Origin of the sequence: Paraburkholderia nodosa (assembly GCF_001718195.1) — a bacterium.
In the GTDB taxonomy this organism is placed as follows: Bacteria; Pseudomonadota; Gammaproteobacteria; order Burkholderiales; family Burkholderiaceae; genus Paraburkholderia; species Paraburkholderia nodosa_A.
This window is the reverse complement of record NZ_MCNV01000007.1, coordinates 274514-291653: the sequence shown is the minus strand read 5'-3', so window position 1 is coordinate 291653 and position 17140 is coordinate 274514. Positions and strand designations below refer to the sequence as shown.

General features: G+C 65.2%; 16 protein-coding genes. 8 read left to right on the top strand and 8 right to left on the bottom strand.

Features of this window, described 5'->3' with window-relative positions; translation table 11 throughout:
• Positions 1-304: 304 nt before the first annotated feature.
• The 3 genes from BFD71_RS15505 to BFD71_RS42170 form a co-directional block, all read right to left on the bottom strand.
• Positions 305-1075 carry a ferredoxin--NADP reductase gene (locus BFD71_RS15505; RefSeq protein ID WP_069265213.1) on the bottom strand — a complete coding sequence of 257 codons (771 nt, stop codon included), beginning with the start codon at positions 1073-1075 and terminating at the stop codon, positions 305-307.
• Between the two features lie 786 nt (positions 1076-1861).
• Positions 1862-2662 (bottom strand): endonuclease/exonuclease/phosphatase family protein, encoded by an 801-nt coding sequence (locus BFD71_RS15500; protein ID WP_069265212.1) that lies wholly within the window; start codon positions 2660-2662, stop codon positions 1862-1864.
• Between the two features lie 54 nt (positions 2663-2716).
• Complete coding sequence (locus BFD71_RS42170; RefSeq protein WP_370684282.1) at positions 2717-3217, bottom strand: hypothetical protein; 501 nt, start codon at positions 3215-3217, stop codon at positions 2717-2719.
• Positions 3218-3788: 571 nt separating this feature from the next.
• Here BFD71_RS42170 and BFD71_RS15490 point away from each other — a divergent pair.
• The 3 genes from BFD71_RS15490 (at position 3789) to BFD71_RS15480 (ending at position 5922) form a co-directional block, all read left to right on the top strand.
• Positions 3789-4097, top strand: coding sequence for a DUF4148 domain-containing protein (locus BFD71_RS15490; RefSeq protein ID WP_069265211.1), 309 nt, complete (start codon positions 3789-3791; stop codon positions 4095-4097).
• A gap of 201 nt (positions 4098-4298) precedes the next feature.
• On the top strand, positions 4299-5405 hold the full coding sequence (locus tag BFD71_RS15485) for an NAD(P)/FAD-dependent oxidoreductase (protein ID WP_069265210.1): 1107 nt from the start codon (positions 4299-4301) through the stop codon (positions 5403-5405).
• A 205-nt stretch (positions 5406-5610) separates the two neighbouring features.
• On the top strand, positions 5611-5922 hold the full coding sequence (locus tag BFD71_RS15480; RefSeq protein WP_069265209.1) for a high-potential iron-sulfur protein: 312 nt from the start codon (positions 5611-5613) through the stop codon (positions 5920-5922).
• A 78-nt stretch (positions 5923-6000) separates the two neighbouring features.
• Here BFD71_RS15480 and BFD71_RS15475 read toward each other — a convergent pair whose 3' ends face one another.
• Both BFD71_RS15475 and BFD71_RS15470 read right to left on the bottom strand, forming a co-directional pair.
• Positions 6001-7515 carry an amidase gene (locus tag BFD71_RS15475; RefSeq protein WP_069265208.1) on the bottom strand — a complete coding sequence of 505 codons (1515 nt, stop codon included), beginning with the start codon at positions 7513-7515 and terminating at the stop codon, positions 6001-6003.
• A 167-nt stretch (positions 7516-7682) separates the two neighbouring features.
• Positions 7683-8381 (bottom strand): dienelactone hydrolase family protein, encoded by a 699-nt coding sequence (locus BFD71_RS15470; RefSeq protein WP_069265207.1) that lies wholly within the window; start codon positions 8379-8381, stop codon positions 7683-7685.
• A gap of 265 nt (positions 8382-8646) precedes the next feature.
• Between BFD71_RS15470 and BFD71_RS15465 the strand changes: the two genes are divergently transcribed.
• Both BFD71_RS15465 and BFD71_RS15460 read left to right on the top strand, forming a co-directional pair.
• Positions 8647-9798, top strand: coding sequence for an NAD(P)H-dependent flavin oxidoreductase (locus tag BFD71_RS15465; RefSeq protein WP_069265206.1), 1152 nt, complete (start codon positions 8647-8649; stop codon positions 9796-9798).
• 570 nt (positions 9799-10368) lie between these two features.
• Positions 10369-11514: a branched-chain amino acid ABC transporter substrate-binding protein gene (locus BFD71_RS15460; protein WP_069265205.1), complete on the top strand. Its 1146-nt coding sequence runs from the start codon at positions 10369-10371 to the stop codon at positions 11512-11514.
• Between the two features lie 116 nt (positions 11515-11630).
• Here the strand turns inward: BFD71_RS15460 and BFD71_RS15455 are convergent, their stop codons facing one another.
• Entirely contained in the window at positions 11631-12851 is a 1221-nt protein-coding gene (locus tag BFD71_RS15455; protein WP_069265204.1) for an MFS transporter, read from the bottom strand.
• A gap of 154 nt (positions 12852-13005) precedes the next feature.
• On the opposite strand from BFD71_RS15455, the gene BFD71_RS15450 reads away from it, so the two are divergent.
• The 3 genes from BFD71_RS15450 to BFD71_RS15440 all read left to right on the top strand — a co-directional run bounded on the left by BFD71_RS15450 (position 13006) and on the right by BFD71_RS15440 (position 15906).
• Positions 13006-13701: a HugZ family pyridoxamine 5'-phosphate oxidase gene (locus tag BFD71_RS15450; protein WP_069265203.1), complete on the top strand. Its 696-nt coding sequence runs from the start codon at positions 13006-13008 to the stop codon at positions 13699-13701.
• A 418-nt stretch (positions 13702-14119) separates the two neighbouring features.
• Positions 14120-14428: an H-NS histone family protein gene (locus BFD71_RS15445; RefSeq protein ID WP_069265202.1), complete on the top strand. Its 309-nt coding sequence runs from the start codon at positions 14120-14122 to the stop codon at positions 14426-14428.
• 296 nt (positions 14429-14724) lie between these two features.
• Complete coding sequence (locus BFD71_RS15440) at positions 14725-15906, top strand: cation diffusion facilitator family transporter (protein WP_069265201.1); 1182 nt, start codon at positions 14725-14727, stop codon at positions 15904-15906.
• A gap of 42 nt (positions 15907-15948) precedes the next feature.
• Here BFD71_RS15440 and BFD71_RS15435 read toward each other — a convergent pair whose 3' ends face one another.
• Together BFD71_RS15435 and BFD71_RS15430 are read right to left on the bottom strand one after the other, a co-directional pair.
• Positions 15949-16419: an Lrp/AsnC family transcriptional regulator gene (locus tag BFD71_RS15435; RefSeq protein WP_176732892.1), complete on the bottom strand. Its 471-nt coding sequence runs from the start codon at positions 16417-16419 to the stop codon at positions 15949-15951.
• A 77-nt stretch (positions 16420-16496) separates the two neighbouring features.
• Entirely contained in the window at positions 16497-17129 is a 633-nt protein-coding gene (locus tag BFD71_RS15430) for an exonuclease (RefSeq protein WP_028203150.1), read from the bottom strand.
• Between the last annotated feature and the right edge of the window lie 11 nt (positions 17130-17140).

The window sequence follows — 17140 nt, the reverse complement described above, 5'->3', positions numbered from 1 at the left end:
ACCAGTAACAACATGGCTCTGCCCCTGGACACGTATGAGTGTGTCCAATGTTGCGTTGCGATAATATCTTAAAAAAAGAAAAACTTCAGGCTGGACAAGGGTTAGCGGCCAAACTTCAGGTGTAGCATGAGGTCGCAGCGCTTTGTCCTGTAGGAAAAATACTGACAGGAAAGGTATCGCATTTGTGTGACAACTGTAACTGCGTCAACGACAAAATACAGGGCCAATTAAAAATGCGCAGGCGAAAAAAAACCGGAGCACGAGGCTCCGGTTCTTCTTGTCGCGAGCGACCTGAGGTGGGCGCTTAACCGACGAACGCCTTTTCCACCACGTAGTGACCCGGCTGGTTGTTGCTGCCTTCCGTGAGGCCGGCCTTTTCCAGCAGATCGACGGTGTCGCGCAGCATGTGCGTGCTGCCGCAGAGCATGATGCGGTCGCGCTCGGGCGAGAACGACGGCAGATCGAGGTCTTCGAACAGCTTCTTCGTGTCGATCAGCTCGGTGATCCGACCGCGGTTGTCGAACACTTCGCGCGTGACGGTCGGGTAGTACACCAGCTTCTCACGCACGATCTCGCCGAGGTATTCATGCTCGCGCAGTTCTTCGGTGATGAAGTCCTTGTACGCGAGTTCGTCGACGAAACGGCAGGTGTGCGTGAGCACGATCTTGTCGAAGCGGTCGTAGATGTCCGGGTCTTTGATGATCGACATGAACGGGGCGAGGCCCGTGCCGGTCGAGAGCAGCCACAGCACCTTGCCGGGCAGCAGGTTGTCGGCCACCAGCGTGCCGACGGGCTTCTTGCCGATCAGCACCTTGTCGCCGATCTTCAGGTGCTGCAGGCGCGACGTGAGCGGGCCGTCCGGCACCTTGATGCTCAGAAACTCCAGATGCTCTTCGTAGTTCGCGCTCGCGAGCGAGTACGCGCGCATCAGCGGCTTGCCGTCCACTTCGAGGCCGACCATGGTGAACTGGCCGTTATCGAAACGCAGGGCCTGGTCGCGCGTGCAGGTGAAGCTGAAAAGCGTGTCGGTCCAGTGATGGACGCTCAGAACGGTTTCTTCGGTGAATTTGCTCATGGTTCCTGAAGTGCGAAACAAGCGCCGCCTGACTGCGGCGATCCTGCCGGCCTGCTGTCCAGTACAGCGTAGCTTTGACGATATGCCCGGGACCCGTCGGCCTGGCTTTACGCCACGGCAGGCAAGTCCCTGTTGTTTTGCCAGTTTGCCCCGCTGCGAACGGGGCGCAATCCGCTATTTTACCGCGCTCGCGCCGCAAGGACCCGGTCGATCCTGCTTGTCGATCTGCCTGGACCGGGTTGGGTCCGCTGCGCGGCAAGGGAGGGTGGCTCGCTGCGGCGGTGTGCTGGCGTCCGCGCGCGGGCGCAACACGCTTTCGCGGGGACGGCTGGCGACGGCAAAAGGGGGCGGCGGGTCAAACTTCACCCGGCCTCGCGGGCCGGAGCGGAGCTTGCCAGGACCCGCGAGAGCGGGTTCTCCTGCTGCTGGCGGCACGCGCCGGATTGCGAAAACGCGATCGGCTTGTGCGAATTTTCCGCTAAATGATACCGGAAGGTCTGACAGCCCGCAGCATTGACCCTGCTGGCGGGGCTGTTTCGGCGCGGGTTTTAGGCACCGATGCGCGCGTAATGGCGCCACTTTCGATGCTGCAGCGGTGCTGCGACCGTGCGCCGCGGCGCGCGAGACAGCGTGGCGAGGGAATGCATCTGAGGAGACCTGACGAAACGCGCGGCGCGCGCGACGCGACATATTAGCGCGGGCTTGCACGCGCCGCGGGCCGCGATCGGGGGAGTGTCGCGCGGATGCTTCGGTGGAAGCCGCGCGCCGCCACTACTGCGTAGTGCGTCAGTCTTCGAGCCGCAGGCGCGCCATGTACGGCAGATGATCGGAGAGCCAGGCGGTCTCCTGCGCGGGCTGGATCAGCTCGACGGGCTTGAGGCCCCGGACGAACATCTTGTCGAGCGCGAGCGCCGGCGAAAAGGCCGGAAAGGTGCGCGCCGGCTCGCCGAGCAGCGTCGCGACTTCCTGCAGCCCATGCTCCGCGAAGAGCGGCACGGAGTCGTTGCGCCAGTCGTTGAAGTCGCCCGCCAGCACGAGCGGCCCCTGCGGCGCCTCCTTCACGATCCAGTGCGCGATCCAGTTCATCTGCCGCAGCCGCGCGCTGCGGGTGAGCGCGAGGTGCGCGCACAGCAGCGTGACGGACTGGCCGGCTATGTTTGCGCGCGCAACGAGCAGCCCGCGCCGCTCGAAGCGGTGCGCAGAAATGTCCCAGCGTCCGCCCAGATCGAGCGGATGCGGCGAAAGAATCGCATTGCCGTGCCGCCATGAAGGCTTGAACACGTTGGGCCCGAGGGCGATCTGCAATTCGAGCGCGGTGGCGATTTCGGTGGCCTGGCAGTGCCAGACGTCGTCGAGCGGGTCGCCCAGCTGCGCGCCGAAGGCCGAGGCGAGCACCGGCTGCGGCAAGCGGCGGGCCATCGCTTCCTGGAGAAACCAGGCGTCGGCATGGGTGGACTGCACCCAGCGCCGCATCGCCTCCCAGGCCTCGAAGCCCAGCGGCGAGCGGCCCTTGTGCAGATTCCAGCTCACGGCGACGAAGTCTTTGCTCAGTGAGGTGTCGATGAGCGGTTGTTCGGGATTTCGCATGCGTTTTTTTCTAACGGATTGGGTCACGCCGGGTCGTGCATTGAATTGTTGCGGTCACTGTGCGGATGCGGACGGCGGCGCGAGCGTTGCGCGTACCCGGTACGCAAGCGAGGGGTTCTGGTCGACGATCTGCCAGGTCACCCACTGCCCATCGGGCACGATCAGGCCCGGGTGGCTCGCGTTCACCTGGCGCGGCTGCGGTGGCAGCCGGCAGCCTTCGGGCGTAGTCGGCACGGTGTCGTTCTCGAGGGTTTCCTGCGCGTCGACCGACAGGACCACCAGGTTCGCACGAACCTGCAGCGGCGAAACGGTGATCGTGCGCGAGAGATCGATGCTGCCGGCCGGCTGATCCTTGCAGCCCACGCGGTGCGAGACGACCTTGTGATGCGTGTCCGTGTGCGCCTGGCCGATCGAGGTCGTGCCATTGAACGCGTCGACTTGCTGGCCGTCGCGCATCACCTGCAGCTCCCACTGGACAGCGCCCTGCGTGACAGGAGCGGGCGCACCGGCGGTCCCGGCTGGTGCAGTGGGCGGCGGCGGGGGCGGTGGCGTCACGGCGCGTGAGGTCGGCGGCGGGGGAGGCGGAGGTGGCTCCGCCGGCGCTTGCGTGCCCGGCAGGATGGGCGGCTCCGAAGGCGTCGTATAAGCCGGCTGCGCCGTTGTTTGCGCCAGCGCGCACACGCTCGTTCCGGCGAGGGCGGCCAAGAGCAGCAGGGCAAGGCAATGTTTCCACAACTTCATATAGGTGGCTCCGTGCACGGCGCCGCGCGAGGCGACAGTGTCGGCAACGCTACGGCGGGGCGGGTACGTTCTGACCATCGATCCTATACCGGGTTCGCAAACGCCGGACCGCAGCGGTTCATGGGAGATGGGGGCGCGGCAGGCGCGCTTCAACCATCGCGCGCCGAGTGATTGATTATTGAAGCGCAACAAACATAAATAACTTGGGGTGTTTTGTCGAAAACTGTTGTCGTGGCTGCAACGCTGACTTGTTCCTTATCGGGATGGTTTTTCGATAGCCCGTGTTTACACTGGCTTCCACGCGCCCATCGCGTTGTCCGGATTCCGCCGGCTGGCCAGCATCGGTTGCAAAGCTTGCCGGGCATCGTCTCGAAGGAGCATCGCCATGAAGCAGTCCGTTACGCTTGCTGTCCTGCTGGTCAGCGCCGCCACCGCTCTTGCCACTGCGCCCGCATTCGCCGGCGGCGATGCGGCGACGCCGGCGGTTCAATCGCTTCCCGTCGCGGCGGTCGCCACGAACGCCCCGAAGACGCGTGCCGAGGTGAAGGCCGAGCTGGCCAGCGCCCGTGCTCACGGTGAACTGAGTCTGGACCCGAATTCGCCGGCTTATCCGCAGCAATACGCGATGGGCGGCTATACCGCGCCTCGCGAGCAGGCCGCGGGCTTTTTCCGCGCACACAACGTCGCCAACTGACGCTTCGGCGCCTGCGCGCCGACAGCCCTGCTCTGTTCCCTTCCGCTCTTTCCTTGCGAGAGTCTGGCGTAGCCTCCCCGCCGGGCGGCGTACAATTTTTGTCAGGCGGCGGCGCGCGTGGTGCGCTGCCCACCCCATGGCAGAGAGGATCGCGGTGCGGCCGGCTTGCCTGCCGGCGCTGCGAAGGCGGGACGCAGGGACATGGACCAGATCGAATGCGTGGTGATCGGCGCGGGCGTGGTCGGCCTCGCCGTTGCGCGTGCGCTTGCCGCGCGCGGGCGCGAGGTGATCGTGCTCGAAGCCGCCGAGGCCATCGGCACCAGCACCAGTTCGCGCAATAGCGAGGTGATTCACGCCGGGCTCTACTATCCGCGCGGCTCGCTCAAGGCGACGTTGTGCGTGCGCGGGCGCGAAATGCTCTACGAGTACTGCGCGTCGCACAATGTCACGCACGCGCGCTGCGGCAAGCTGCTCGTCGCCACGGCGGCGAACCAGATTCCGCAACTCGAGGCGATTCGGGCGCGCGGCAAGGAAAACGGCGTGTTCGACCTCACGCGTATCAGCGGCAGCGAGGCGCTCGCGCTCGAACCGGCGCTCGAATGCGTCGCGGCCGTGTACTCGCCGCAAACCGGCATCGTCGACAGCCATCAGCTCATGCTCGCGCTGCAAGGCGACGCGGAGCGCGACGGCGCCGTGATCGCGCTGAAGTCGCCGGTCGAGTCGATCGATGCGCTGGGCGGCGGCTTCACGGTGCGAACCGGCGGCGACGCGCCGATCGACATTCGAGCCACCTGCGTCATCAATAGCGCAGGCCTCTATGCGACGAAGCTCGCCAAACGCATTCGCGGGCTCGACGCGCGCCATGTGCCGCCGTTCTATCTGGCGCGCGGCAATTACTTCAGCGTTTCGGGTCGGGTGCCGTTCTCGCGCCTCATCTATCCGATGCCCAACGACGCGGGCCTCGGCGTGCATCTCACGCTCGATCTGGGCGGCCAGGCGCGCTTCGGCCCCGACGTCGAATGGATCGATGCGGTCGATTACGACGTCGATCCCCGCCGCGCCGATTCCTTCTACGCGCAGATCCGCACCTACTGGCCGGCGCTGCCCGATGGCGCACTGCAGCCCGCTTACGCGGGCATCCGCCCGAAGCTCTCCGGGCCGGGCGAACCCGCCGCCGACTTCATGATCCAGGGCGCGGCGTCGCACGGCGTGCGCGGCCTCGTGAACCTGTTCGGCATCGAGTCGCCGGGGCTCACGGCTTCACTGGCGATCGCACAGCGCGTGTGCGAGATGGCTTCGTTCGATTGATCGGGCTTTGGGCCCTTCTTCCGCCGAGCGGCATCATGCCGCTCACTTATCTCCGGCATTGCAGCGTCACCGGGGCTTGCTTCGTTGTTAAGCTTCTTCGCGACGCCGCCACCAGAGCGGCTCAGAGGCATGCGCGGCACGCGCCACACCCTGGCGCCGCGCGAAAACCCAGCGAACGAATCGCCACAATACTGGAGTGAGTCACATGAAATCGTCCCGCCGCAGCTTTCTGATTACGAGCATCGGCGTCGCTTCGACGCTCGCGCTTTCGCGCCAGGCCTTCGCCGACGCGCCCAAGGCTGCCGAATCCGATCCCACCTCCCAGGCGCTCGGCTACAAGCTCGACGCGACCAAGGTCGACCGAGCGAAGTTCGCGAAGTACGCCGCCGGCCAGGACTGCAGCAACTGCACGTTCTACCAGGGCAAGGCCACCGACGCGTTCGCGCCGTGCCCGATGTTCGGCGGCAAGCAGGTCGCGGGCAAGGGCTGGTGCAGCGCTTATAACAAGAAGGCGTAACGAATCGGCGCGGGTGGTGCAGGGCGTAGCCCACATGCCTGCCCGTCCGCGCACGTTCTTCATGAAAGCGCAGGCGCGCTAGCGCCGCGCCTGCAGCAGCGGCGGCCGACGGTTGAACCACGGGCGCGCCGCCTCCAGTTGCGCCGCGAGGCGCAGCAACAATGCGTCGTTGCCCTCGCGCGCGGCGAACTGAACGCCGATCGGCAGCCCACGAGCGTTCCACGCGAGCGGCACCGACATCGACGGCTGGCCCGTCAGGTTGAAAAGCTCTGTGCAGCCGGCCCACGCGAATGCCTTGTTCGAGGCTTCGGTCAGCAGCTTTCTCATCAGCACTTCCACCGGCATGGCCGTGACCGCGCGCATCTGGATGCGCTCGCTCTGGCTTGGCTTCAGTTCGCCGATTTTCACCGGCGGTGCCGCGAGCGTCGGGCACAGCAGCACGTCGTAGCGCTTCATCAGGTCGGCGAGCTGCGCCGTGATGCGCTGCTGTACGTCGAGCGCCGCCGGCAGCTCGCGCTCGCCGAGCTTCTGGCCGATGTGCGCCATGGCCCAGGTTGCGATCTCGAACTCCCGGCGGTGCGGCTTCGTGCCCGTGATGTCGTCCGCGTGCAGCACGTACTGCTCGGCCACCACCGACCACAGCATCAGGAACGCCTCGCGCGCCTGTGCGTAATCCACGGGCAGCGAAAACGGCTCCACGCGATGGCCGAGCGACGTGAGCAGTTCGGCGGCATCGTCGAGCGCGCTGCGCACTTCGGGCGCGAGTGTGTCCGCGAACATCGGCTCGGTCAACAGCGCGATGGCGAGCGGCTTCGAGCCGTCGAGCGGGGCGCGCGCGGCGGCGAGGAAGGTGCCGGGCGCGCCGGCAGGCAACGCGGGGTCGCCGGCGATCAGGTCGAGCATCAGCGCGCTGTCACGCACGCTGCGCGATACGGCGAGATCGACGCCGAGTGCGCCGGGCGGGGGCGGCACGTCGGACGCCGGCTGGAACGCGCGCGACGGCTTGAAGCCGAAGAGCCCGCAGCACGACGCCGGAATGCGGATCGAACCGCCACCGTCGGACGCGTGCGCGAGCGGTACGATGCCCGCCGCGACCGAGGCGGCCGCGCCGCCGCTCGAGCCGCCGGGCGTGTGATCGAGGTTCCACGGGTTGCGGCAGGGGCCGAACAGCTCGGGTTCGGTATAGGGCATCTGCCCGAGCTCCGAGGCGCTGGTCTTGCCGAAGATATTCAGGCCCGCGGCGCGAAACCGCGCAACCACGGGCGCGTCGGCGGTGGGAATGTAGTGGCGGTAATGACGGCTGCCGAGCGTCATCCGCAGCCCGGCCACGGCCGCGCCGAGGTCCTTGACGAGAAACGGCACGCCCGCGAGCGGCCCTTCGCTCAGCGCGCTCACGCCGTTGCCGGAGGCCTCGATGCGCCGCGCGCGCTCGCGCGCCGCTTCATAGTCCTTGAGGACGATGGCGTTGATCGCGGGATTGGCGGCTTCCGCACGGGCGATGGCGGTGTCGAGCAGCTCGCGCGCGCTCACCTCGCGGCGTCGCACGAGATCGGCGAGGCCGATGGCGTCGTATTCCAGATAGTCGGATTGCAAGGCGCGCACTCCTCGTCGTCGGGTTGGGGCCGGGCTTGAGCGATACGGCTACGCAAGGAGTGTAAGCGGGCGGCGCGCCTGCGGGGTTTGTCGTTGCGCGCGCATCGATGCAGCAAGGCGTGCGCAACGACGGCCGGGCGACAACCGTCGTCGCCGCCCGAAGGGTATTACAGATGCTCGGCCAGGAAGCTCAACGTGCGGCCGTGCGCGAGCGCCGCAGCGTGCTGGTTGTACGAGGCGCGCACCGAGCAGTTGAAGCCGTGATCGGCGTTCGGGTACAGGTGGAACTCGGCGTTCGGGCGGCCCGCGAAGCGCTCCTTCACCTGGCCCACCGCCGAAAGCGGAATGCCGTGATCGAGTTCGGCGTAGTGGAAGAGGATCGGCTTGGTGACCTTGTCGGCGAGATCGAGCTGATTCTGGATACCGCCGCCGTAGTACGACACCGCCGCATCCACCGAACCGCTGGCGGCCGCGAGGTAGGCAAGACGGCCGCCGAAGCAGTAGCCGATCGCCGCGACCTTGCCCGTGCACTCGGGCAGCGCGCGCAGCGCAGCCGCGGTCGCGGCGATGTCCTCGACCACGAGGTTGACGTCCGTCTTCTGCATCAGCGCGATGCCGCGATCGCGGTCCGCGCCCACGTAGTCGAGCTCGACGCGAGGGGCCGCGCGCCAGAACACGTCGGGGGCGATCGCCACGTAGCCGTCGAGCGCATATTGCTCGACGACGTCGCGGATGTGCCCGTTCACGCCGAAGATCTCCTGCAGGATGACGATGCCCGGACCCTTGCCGCCCCTGGGCAGCGCGAGGTACGCGCCGAAGCTGTCATTGCCGGCGGGAATGTCGATCCATTTGGTCGAAACGCTCATGTTGTTTCTCCGTCTTCATCAATGAGTCATGCGACGCGCCGCAGCGCTCAGGCAGGCGGCTCGCACACTGCCCGCGGCGCATCGCGAAATCGGGGAGCCAGTTTGCCATAGGCCCTTGGACCTCTGCAGCGCACGCCACGGAAAACCCGTTCTCGCAAGCGGATCGTAATGATCTCGATTATTCATTTTTCGGGCAGGAGGGCTTTGGCTAGAGTCGGTAGCGATTGCATCGTCATCGCTCATTCAGCCATACAAGGATCGCCTCATGAGTTCTACTCCCGCGTTGCGCACGTCGCCCGACTTTTCCACGCCGTTCAGCCGCCGCTTCGGTTTGCGCCTGCCGCTCGTGCAGGGGCCGATGGCGGGCGGCCCGACCACGCCCGCGCTCGTCGCGGCGGTGTCGAACGCGGGCGGGCTCGGTTTTCTCGCCGGGGCGGCGCTCGCACCCGAAAAGATCGCGAGCGAAGTCGCCGCGATTCGCGCGCTTACCGACAAGCCGTTCGGCGTGAATCTCTTCGTGCTCGACCCTGCGAATCCCGACGAAGCCACGGTGCGCCGCGCGCTCGAAGCGATCGATCCGGTGGCGGCCCAGCACGGTTTGCCGCCCGGTGAGGCGCTCGCACGTTACGCGCCCGACTTTCGCGCGCAACTCGACGCGGTGATCGAACTGCGCGTGCCGGTGGTGAGCTTCACGTTCGGCCTGTTGGCCAAGGCCGACGTCGCGCGCCTGCATGCGGCGGGAAGCTACGTGATGGGCACGGCCACCCACGTGGCCGAAGCCATCGCGTGGCGCGACGCGGGTGCGGATGCGATCGTCGCGCAAGGCGCCGAAGCGGGCGGGCACCGCGGCACGTTCATCGGCGAGGCGCCGCACGCGCTCATCGGCACGATGGCACTGGTGCCGCAACTCGTCGATGCGGTCGATGCACCAGGTGCGGTCGGCCTCCCGGTCCTGGCGGCGGGCGGCATCATGGACGGGCGCGGCATCGTCGCGGCGCTCGCGCTGGGCGCGCAAGGCGTGCAGATGGGCACCGCGTTTCTCGGCAGTGCCGAAAGTGCGATTCCCGCTGACTGGAAGGCGCGGCTGCGTGCGTCGACGGATACCGCGACCTCGGTCACGCGCGCAATCACCGGACGCCACGCGCGCGGCATTCGCAATCCGCTCATGCAGCAGCTCGAGGCTCGGCCCGAGACGGTCGCGCCGTACCCCGTGCAAAACGCGCTCACGCAGCCGTTGCGGCAGCGCGCGGCGCGCGAGAACGACGGCGATTATCTGTCGCTGTGGTCGGGGCAGGGCGCACCGCTTTCGCGTACGCGCGAGGCCGGTCTCGGCGCCGCGCAAATCGTCGCTGCGCTCGATGCCGAATGGCGTGCTGTGTCAGGCAAACTACCCGGCAAACTGAGTCACGACGCGTGAGGCAGGTAGCCGCATGAGAGGCGAGTCCGCAACGCATCGGCGTGCAAAATTAATCGAATGCTTACTTGAACCGGCACGCGCAAAAAAGTGCGTTCCGGGCGTCCGTGCGACTCGCAAACGTTATCGCGAATGGGAGGGGTTTTCATATGGTCGCACGGCACCCTGGTGTATTCCCGGAACGCGTGCGCTAACACACCAATAACTCCCGTCAAATAATCCAAAAAACGATTCGCGCGGGACCCCTCAGGGAATCTCCCAATAATTGGATCCAAAGTCCGGATGCCTTATTACATAAGGCTTGCGGTCGATTGATCAGGGTTTCGAACTGTTCTTGCAGTACGCATATTGGTACTCGCACCAATATCTGAAAAAAGTCCCCCAAATTAATTTGATCACCTACACTTGCGCGCAAGTATGGATGGGCGGCCCGCCATGAACGGACCATTCGCCATGCTGGCCAGGTGCATCAAGGATGCATCCTGCGTGGTCGTCCGCACGGGGAGCGACACGTTCGGGGCGCGGGAGCACTGGGCGATTACGTAGCTTTTGGGTTCGAAACTGGAGACTTACATGACTATCAAGCTTCACAAGCTGTTGCCGATCAGCGCTGCGGCCATTATGTTCGCGTCGTTCGCAACGGCAGCGAGCGCAGACGTTACGGTCAAGATTGGCCACGTCGCGCCGCTTACGGGTGGGATTGCGCACCTCGGTAAAGACAACGAAAACGGCGCACGTCTCGCAGTCGAAGAGATCAACGCGAAGGGCCTCATGGTCGGCGGCCAGAAGGTCACGCTCGTGCTCGACGCACAAGACGACGCAGCTGACCCGCGCACGGCCACCCAGGTCGCGCAGAAGCTCGTCGACGACAAGGTCGTTGCCGTCGTCGGCCACCTGAACTCGGGCACGTCGATCCCGGCATCGAAGATCTACAGCGATGCAGGCATCGTGCAGATCTCGCCGTCGGCCACGAACCCGGCCTACACGCAACAAGGCTTCAAGACGACCTACCGTGTCGTGGCGACCGACGCCCAGCAGGGCCCGGCGCTCGCGAACTACGCGGCGAAGAGCCTGAAGGTCAAGACCGTTGCCGTGGTCGACGACTCGACGGCTTATGGCCAGGGTCTCGCGAACGAGTTCGAGAAGACCGCCAAGTCGCTCGGCATGAACGTGCTGTCGCATGACGCGACGAACGACAAGGCCGTGGACTTCCGCGCCATTCTGACGAAGATCAAGGGCGAAAACCCCGACGCGATCATGTACGGCGGCATGGATGCCACCGGCGGCCCGTTCGCCAAGCAAGCCAAGCAGCTTGGCCTGCGCGCGAAGGTGCTCGCGGGTGACGGCGTCTGTACCGACAAGCTGGCCGACCTCGCCGGCGACGCGACCGACAACATCGTGTGTTCGGAAGCCGGCATGGCGCTCGAAAAGATGCCGGGCGGCAAGGAATTCGAAGCCAAGTTCGAGAAGCGCTTCGGCCAGCCGATCCAGATCTACGCACCGTTCACGTATGACGCTGTGTACATCATCGTCGACGCCATGAAGCGTGCGAACTCGACGGATCCGGCAAAGATCCTCGCCGAAATGCCGACGACGGACTACAAGGGCGTGATTGGCGAGACGACCTTCGATTCGAAGGGCGACCTCAAGCACGGTGTGATCTCGCTGTACAACTACAAGTCGGGCAAGAAGTCGCTGCTCGACGTCGTGAAGATGTAATTCGCGCTTAGCGCGTACTTACCCATTTCGCTCACGCGATTGGAAAAGCCCGCAGGTTTCGGCCTGCGGGCTTTTTTTCGTTTGGGGCTGCGCGTGACGCAGTTATCGATGCGCTTTCAGATCCCCAGCCGCCGCAGCACCTTCGGCCCCGCAAACGCCACGAGCGCCGCGCACAGTGCCACCACGGCGAGCCCGACCGTGAGGTTGGTCACCTGCGTGATGCCGCCGATCACCACCGGCCCGAACAGCAAGCCGAAATAGGCGATGCCCGCGACGTGCGCGAGCCCTTCGGCCGCGTGGATACCTTTCACGCGCGCAGCGGCCGCGAACAGCACCGGCATCATATTGGCGAGGCCGAGCCCCATCAGCGTGAAGCCCGTGAGCGCGGTGAACGAGAACGGCAGCAATAGCGCGCCGATCATGCCCGCGCACGCGAGCGAGGCGCTCGCCATCACGAGCTGCGGCGCGCCAAAGCGCGCGCGCACGGCGTCGCCGGCGAAGCGCGCCGCGGCCATGCCGCCCGAAAACGCCGCGTAGGCCGCGCTGGCGAGCGCAGGCGTGGAGAGCACCACGTCGCGCATGTAGACCGTGGCCCAGTCGTACATCGCGCCTTCGGCGATCAGGGCGATCAGCGCGATGGCGCCTAGCGCCCAGAGCGCGGGCGTGCGCCAGCGGTTGCCGGTTTTCGCGTGCTCGCCGTGCGTAGCGTGCGGCACGTGCGGCAGGACAGCCGGGCACGAGACGAACAGCACGAGCGCCGCCAGTGCCGAAGCGAGAAAGAGATGCAGCGCCGGCGCCATGCCGCGCGCGAGCAGTGCGCCGCCAATCGCCGCGCCCGCCATGCCGCCCAGGCTGAACATGCCGTGCAGCCCCGACATGATCGGCTTGGCGACGGCTTCTTCCACGGCGCTCGCTTCGGCGTTCATGGCGACGTCGAGCGTGGCCATGCCCACGCCAAAAAAGGCGAGCACCACGATCAGCATCCAGTAATACGGGACCACCAGGATCAGCGCGCCGCACACGGACATCGTCAGGCCGCCGGTGAGACAGGCGCGGCGCGAGCCCACGCGCGCGATCCAGCCGCCGATCGTCGTCATCGCGGCAATCGAGCCGCCCGCGACCGCGAAGAGCGCATAGGAGAGCAGCGCCGGGCTTAGATGAAACTTGTCGCGCACGGTCGGCACGTGCACGCCCCACGACGCGTACATCATGCCGGCGACGAAAAAGAGCGCCATGGTCGCGATGCGCGCGCGATGACGCGTGGCGGCGGGCAGCGCCCGATGGTGGGCGGCTGGGCTCGCAACGGCGAGGGCGGGGTCGGTCGGTCGGTCGGACACGGGAATTCCGGGCAGAAGGAAGAGAAGGGACCAGGAAGGCGCCTGAAAGCAAACGATGATTCTAACGAAGGTGCGACTGGCCTGTCGCAGCGCGTTGGCCGGGCCGGCTGCTCTAATATCAGGAGCATCCATCGTTCGACTCGAGGACGCGCCCTTGAAGATTCCCGCTCACGCCCCGCTGCATCTGCTGCACCAGGCGCCTGTCGGCACGCTCGCCACGCACTCGCGCGAGCCGCGCGGTTTTCCGTATCCGACGCTGCTGCCGTTCGCGCCCGACGCGCAGCACCGTCCGGTGATCCTGGTGAGCCGTCTGGCCGAGCACACGCGCAATTTGCTCGACGACCCACGCGCGGGCTTTCTCGTCGCGCACGCACCCGACGCCGACGTGCTGAACGCCCCGCGCGCCACGCTGCTCGGCCGCTTCGAACCGGTCGCGCCGGTCGCGCCGGTCGACTCAGCCGCCCACGAAGCGAGCGAGGCGCTGGCGCGGCGCTACGTGCGCTATCACCCGGACGCCGAGCGCTATCTCGCACTCGGCGACTTCACCTTCTGGGTCATGCACGTCGAGCGGCTGCGTTATATCGGCGGGTTTGGCGCAATGGGCTGGATGGACGGCGCCGACCTCGACGCGCTCCCCCCGCTCGCTCCCGCCGACGAAACCACGCTGATCCGCTTTTTCGAAACGCACCCCACCCGCCGAGCCGGACTGGACCTCGCAGGCGTGGATCGCTACGGCGCCGATCTCGTGATCGACGGCGCCCGCACGCGCTTTGTCTTCGATGCGCCACAGTTTGATTTGCAATCCTTGCATGCGGTGCTAGCCGACTGCATTGAGCGCCATACGCAATGACGGTTTATTCCGCCCATGCGGGCGTTGTCCGCCGTCCTATCCTATATAGCGCGTCGCCTCATGCTGCTTCGCAGCAACCGGTTTCTATCCCCGTTGATTGGCTCAAAGTTGTCATGCGATGAAATGTTTGACGTATTTCAACGCATTTAATTTTCATCCGCTGCTAATTATGAGATGTGGATTTATCTGGCAAAAGCGGGATTTAGTAAAAATACCGATTTGCACGAAATGACAATGAGTTAGAGGCTTGCTGGAAGGCGCGGGATTGGAAATCTGGCTTTAATTATTTTTATTGCTTACACGCAACCCGGCATTCAAATCTGTGTTAATCTCGCCACCGATTTCCGAGGCACGCATCTATCAATCGGCATACTGACGCGAGATCAGTAGCCATTAAGATCAAACCACAAGGGCACCTATGTCTTCCTACAAGGAACTTCTCGCTCAGCGAGAGAAGCTGGAAAAGCAGATTGAAGAGGCGAAGGCTCGCGAATATGCCGAGGTCCTCGATGAAATCAAGCAGAAAATGGCCGACTACGGCATTACCCTGGCAGAACTCGGTGGCGGCCGCGCCAGCGCCAAAGCCGCGAAGGCAGCCAGCCGTTCGCGTGCGAGCGTCGCGCCGAAATACCGCGATCCCGACAGCGGCAGCACGTGGTCGGGCCGTGGCAAGCCGCCGCGCTGGATCGCCGGTCAAGACCGCGATCGTTTTCTGATCCAGAAGTAAATCAACTTGTCAGCGGCGCGTTTGAACGCGCTGCGCATGAGTGAAAGCAGGAGCGGAGTCGGGCGAGGTATCTCCTGATTCTCGAAAACAAGAAGCCGCGCAGTCCGGGGACGCGCGGCTTTTTGATTTTCTGCACCATGTGCGGTTTGGTTCGAACCGTATCCACGGCTTGAATGAGAATGCTTCCTGGTCTTGTAGGCATCTGATTTAAAAGAGATTTTTAGGGCTATCCATAAAATCGTCGCATGCAGTCGCTACAATCGCGGTTATTCCCCTAATTTGCTCTCTCGCCGCGCATGACTTCTTCCGCCGCCCCCCCGTTCTCAGATAAACACGAGGTCGCACGCCGTACGACGTGGGTCAGCGTTGGCGTCAATTCTGTTCTGGTGGTGCTGCAAATCGTCATCGGTGTGTTTGCGCATTCGCAGGCGCTGATTGCCGATGGCGTGCATTCACTCGCCGATATCGTCTCCGATTTCGTCGTGCTGCTGGCCAACCGGCATAGCGGCGCCAAGCCGGACGCCGATCATAACTACGGCCACAGCCGTTACGAGACGGTCGCGTCGTTATTCCTTGGCGCATTATTGATTGCGGTGGGCGTCGGCATGCTGGTGCGCGCCGGCACGCGCATCATGAATCTCGGCGATATTCCGGCGCTGCACGTGAGCGCGCTGGTCGTGGCGCTCCTCGTGCTGGTTTCCAAGGAAGGGCTCTTTCGCTACATGCTGCGCGAGGCGCAGCGCGTGCGCTCGGCCATGCTGATCGCCAATGCCTGGCATGCGCGCTCGGACGCGGCTTCGTCGCTCGTCGTGGCGATCGGCATTGTGGGCAGCCTCGCCGGCGTGCGGCTGCTCGATCCGATCGCGGCGGCCATCGTCGGCTTCATGGTCGCGCGCATGGGCTGGGTGTTCGGCTGGGACGCGCTGCAGGACCTCTCCGACCGCGCGCTCGACGAAGCCGCCGCCGCGGACCTGCGCGCGCTGCTGATGGGCACGCCGGGCGTGCTCGACGTGCACGAGATGCGCACACGCAAGACCGGCGACCTCGCGCTAGTGGATGCGCACATCCTCGTCGATCCGCTGATTTCGGTTTCGGAAGGGCACTACATCGCGGAGACGGCGCGCGCTCGCCTGCTCACCGACGCACGCGTGCTAGATGCACTGATTCACGTCGATCCCGAAGACGACATGCACGTGCGCTCCGTGGCCAACCTGCCTGCGCGCGACGACGTGGCCAGGCGCCTGCGAAGCGAGCTGGCGGAGCATGACGTGCATCTCGAAGGCATCACGCTGCACTACTTGAGCACGGGGCTGGAGATTCAGGTGGTGCTGGCCGCGGCGGACGACGCGCGGCGCGTGGCCGCCATGGATCTGGAAGCGCTGCGCGCGCGCCTCGGCGCGAGCAAGCTCGTCGTCATGCAGGCGCTCGATGCGCATGGCGCACTGGCCGCGCACGGCAAATCGCGCGAGTCGCATTGAGTGCGCTCGGCGCGGCGGAGAAGCCGCCGCGCCGTCGTGGCTTCACAGCGGCAATTGCGTATCGAACTTGATTTCCCGCAGCACGACGCTCGTGCGCACCTGCGCCACGGCGGGAATGCGGAAGATGCGATCGTGCAGGAAGGCGTCGTAGGCCTTGATGTCGGGTGCGACGATCTTGAGGATGTAGTCCGATTCGCCCGTGGTGCTGTAACACTCGGTGACTTCGGGGCAGGTGGCGATCTCGCGTTCGAAGGCTTCGACGCCGCCTTCGGTGTGGCGCGTGAGATGGATATGCGCGAGCGCGCAGACGTGCAGGCCAAGCTTTTCGCGATCGAGCAGCGCCGTGTAGCGCTGGATCACGCCCGACTGTTCCATGTCCTTGATACGGCGCCAGCAAGGGGTGCTGGAGAGCCCCACCTGGTCGGAGATTTCCTGGACCGAGCGGCGCGCGTCGAGCTGCAGCAGGCGCAGGATCTTCTGAGAGAACGTATCGAGTGTCAACTGCGCCTCCATTGCGTCGCTGTATTCCTGAATGTTAGAGGCCAGGAGAACAGAACGCAATGCGAAGCGCAGATGATGAGGGAGATTACCTAATTTGCCGGAGTGCTCGCGGCGTTTTGTCCTGAGTCGTCCCCATCAGCGGCGAGCGCGGCTTGCTGCGCGCGCAGGTCGGCCAGCATGTTGCAGAAGAGGGCGCCTTGCTCGATCGCGTCGTCGAGCGCGACATGCGTGTGCGGGTGATCGTCGAACCAGTGCTTCGGAAAGCGCGGCTTGATGCACTTGCGGTACGGCAGGCCCGTCATCGCGAAGGCGAGCGTCTTGATGTCGAGCGCCGACCACGAGAACGGGCAACGCCCGGCAAAACGCATCATGTACCAGAACATGAAGGTGAAATCGAAGCCCGCCGGCATCGCCACGAACACGGGCTTGCCGGGCAGCGCCTCCACCCATTCGACGTAGGCGACGAGCGCCGCCGCCGGGTCTTGCAGATCCTTGCGGCATGCGGCCCAGGCCTCGGGCTGCGTCTCCCACCAGGCGGCCTGCACCGGATGCGGCGCCGCGCCTTCGAGCATCTCGAGATTGGCCGAGAACGTGGCGATCAAACGCTTGTCGGCGGTGTACGCCGCCGAAGCGAAACTCAGCATCGAATGCGGGCCGGGAATGGGACCATCGGCCTCGACGTCGGTGCTGACGTAAATCTCCTCAATTGCGGCTTGATTCATCTTACTTTTCA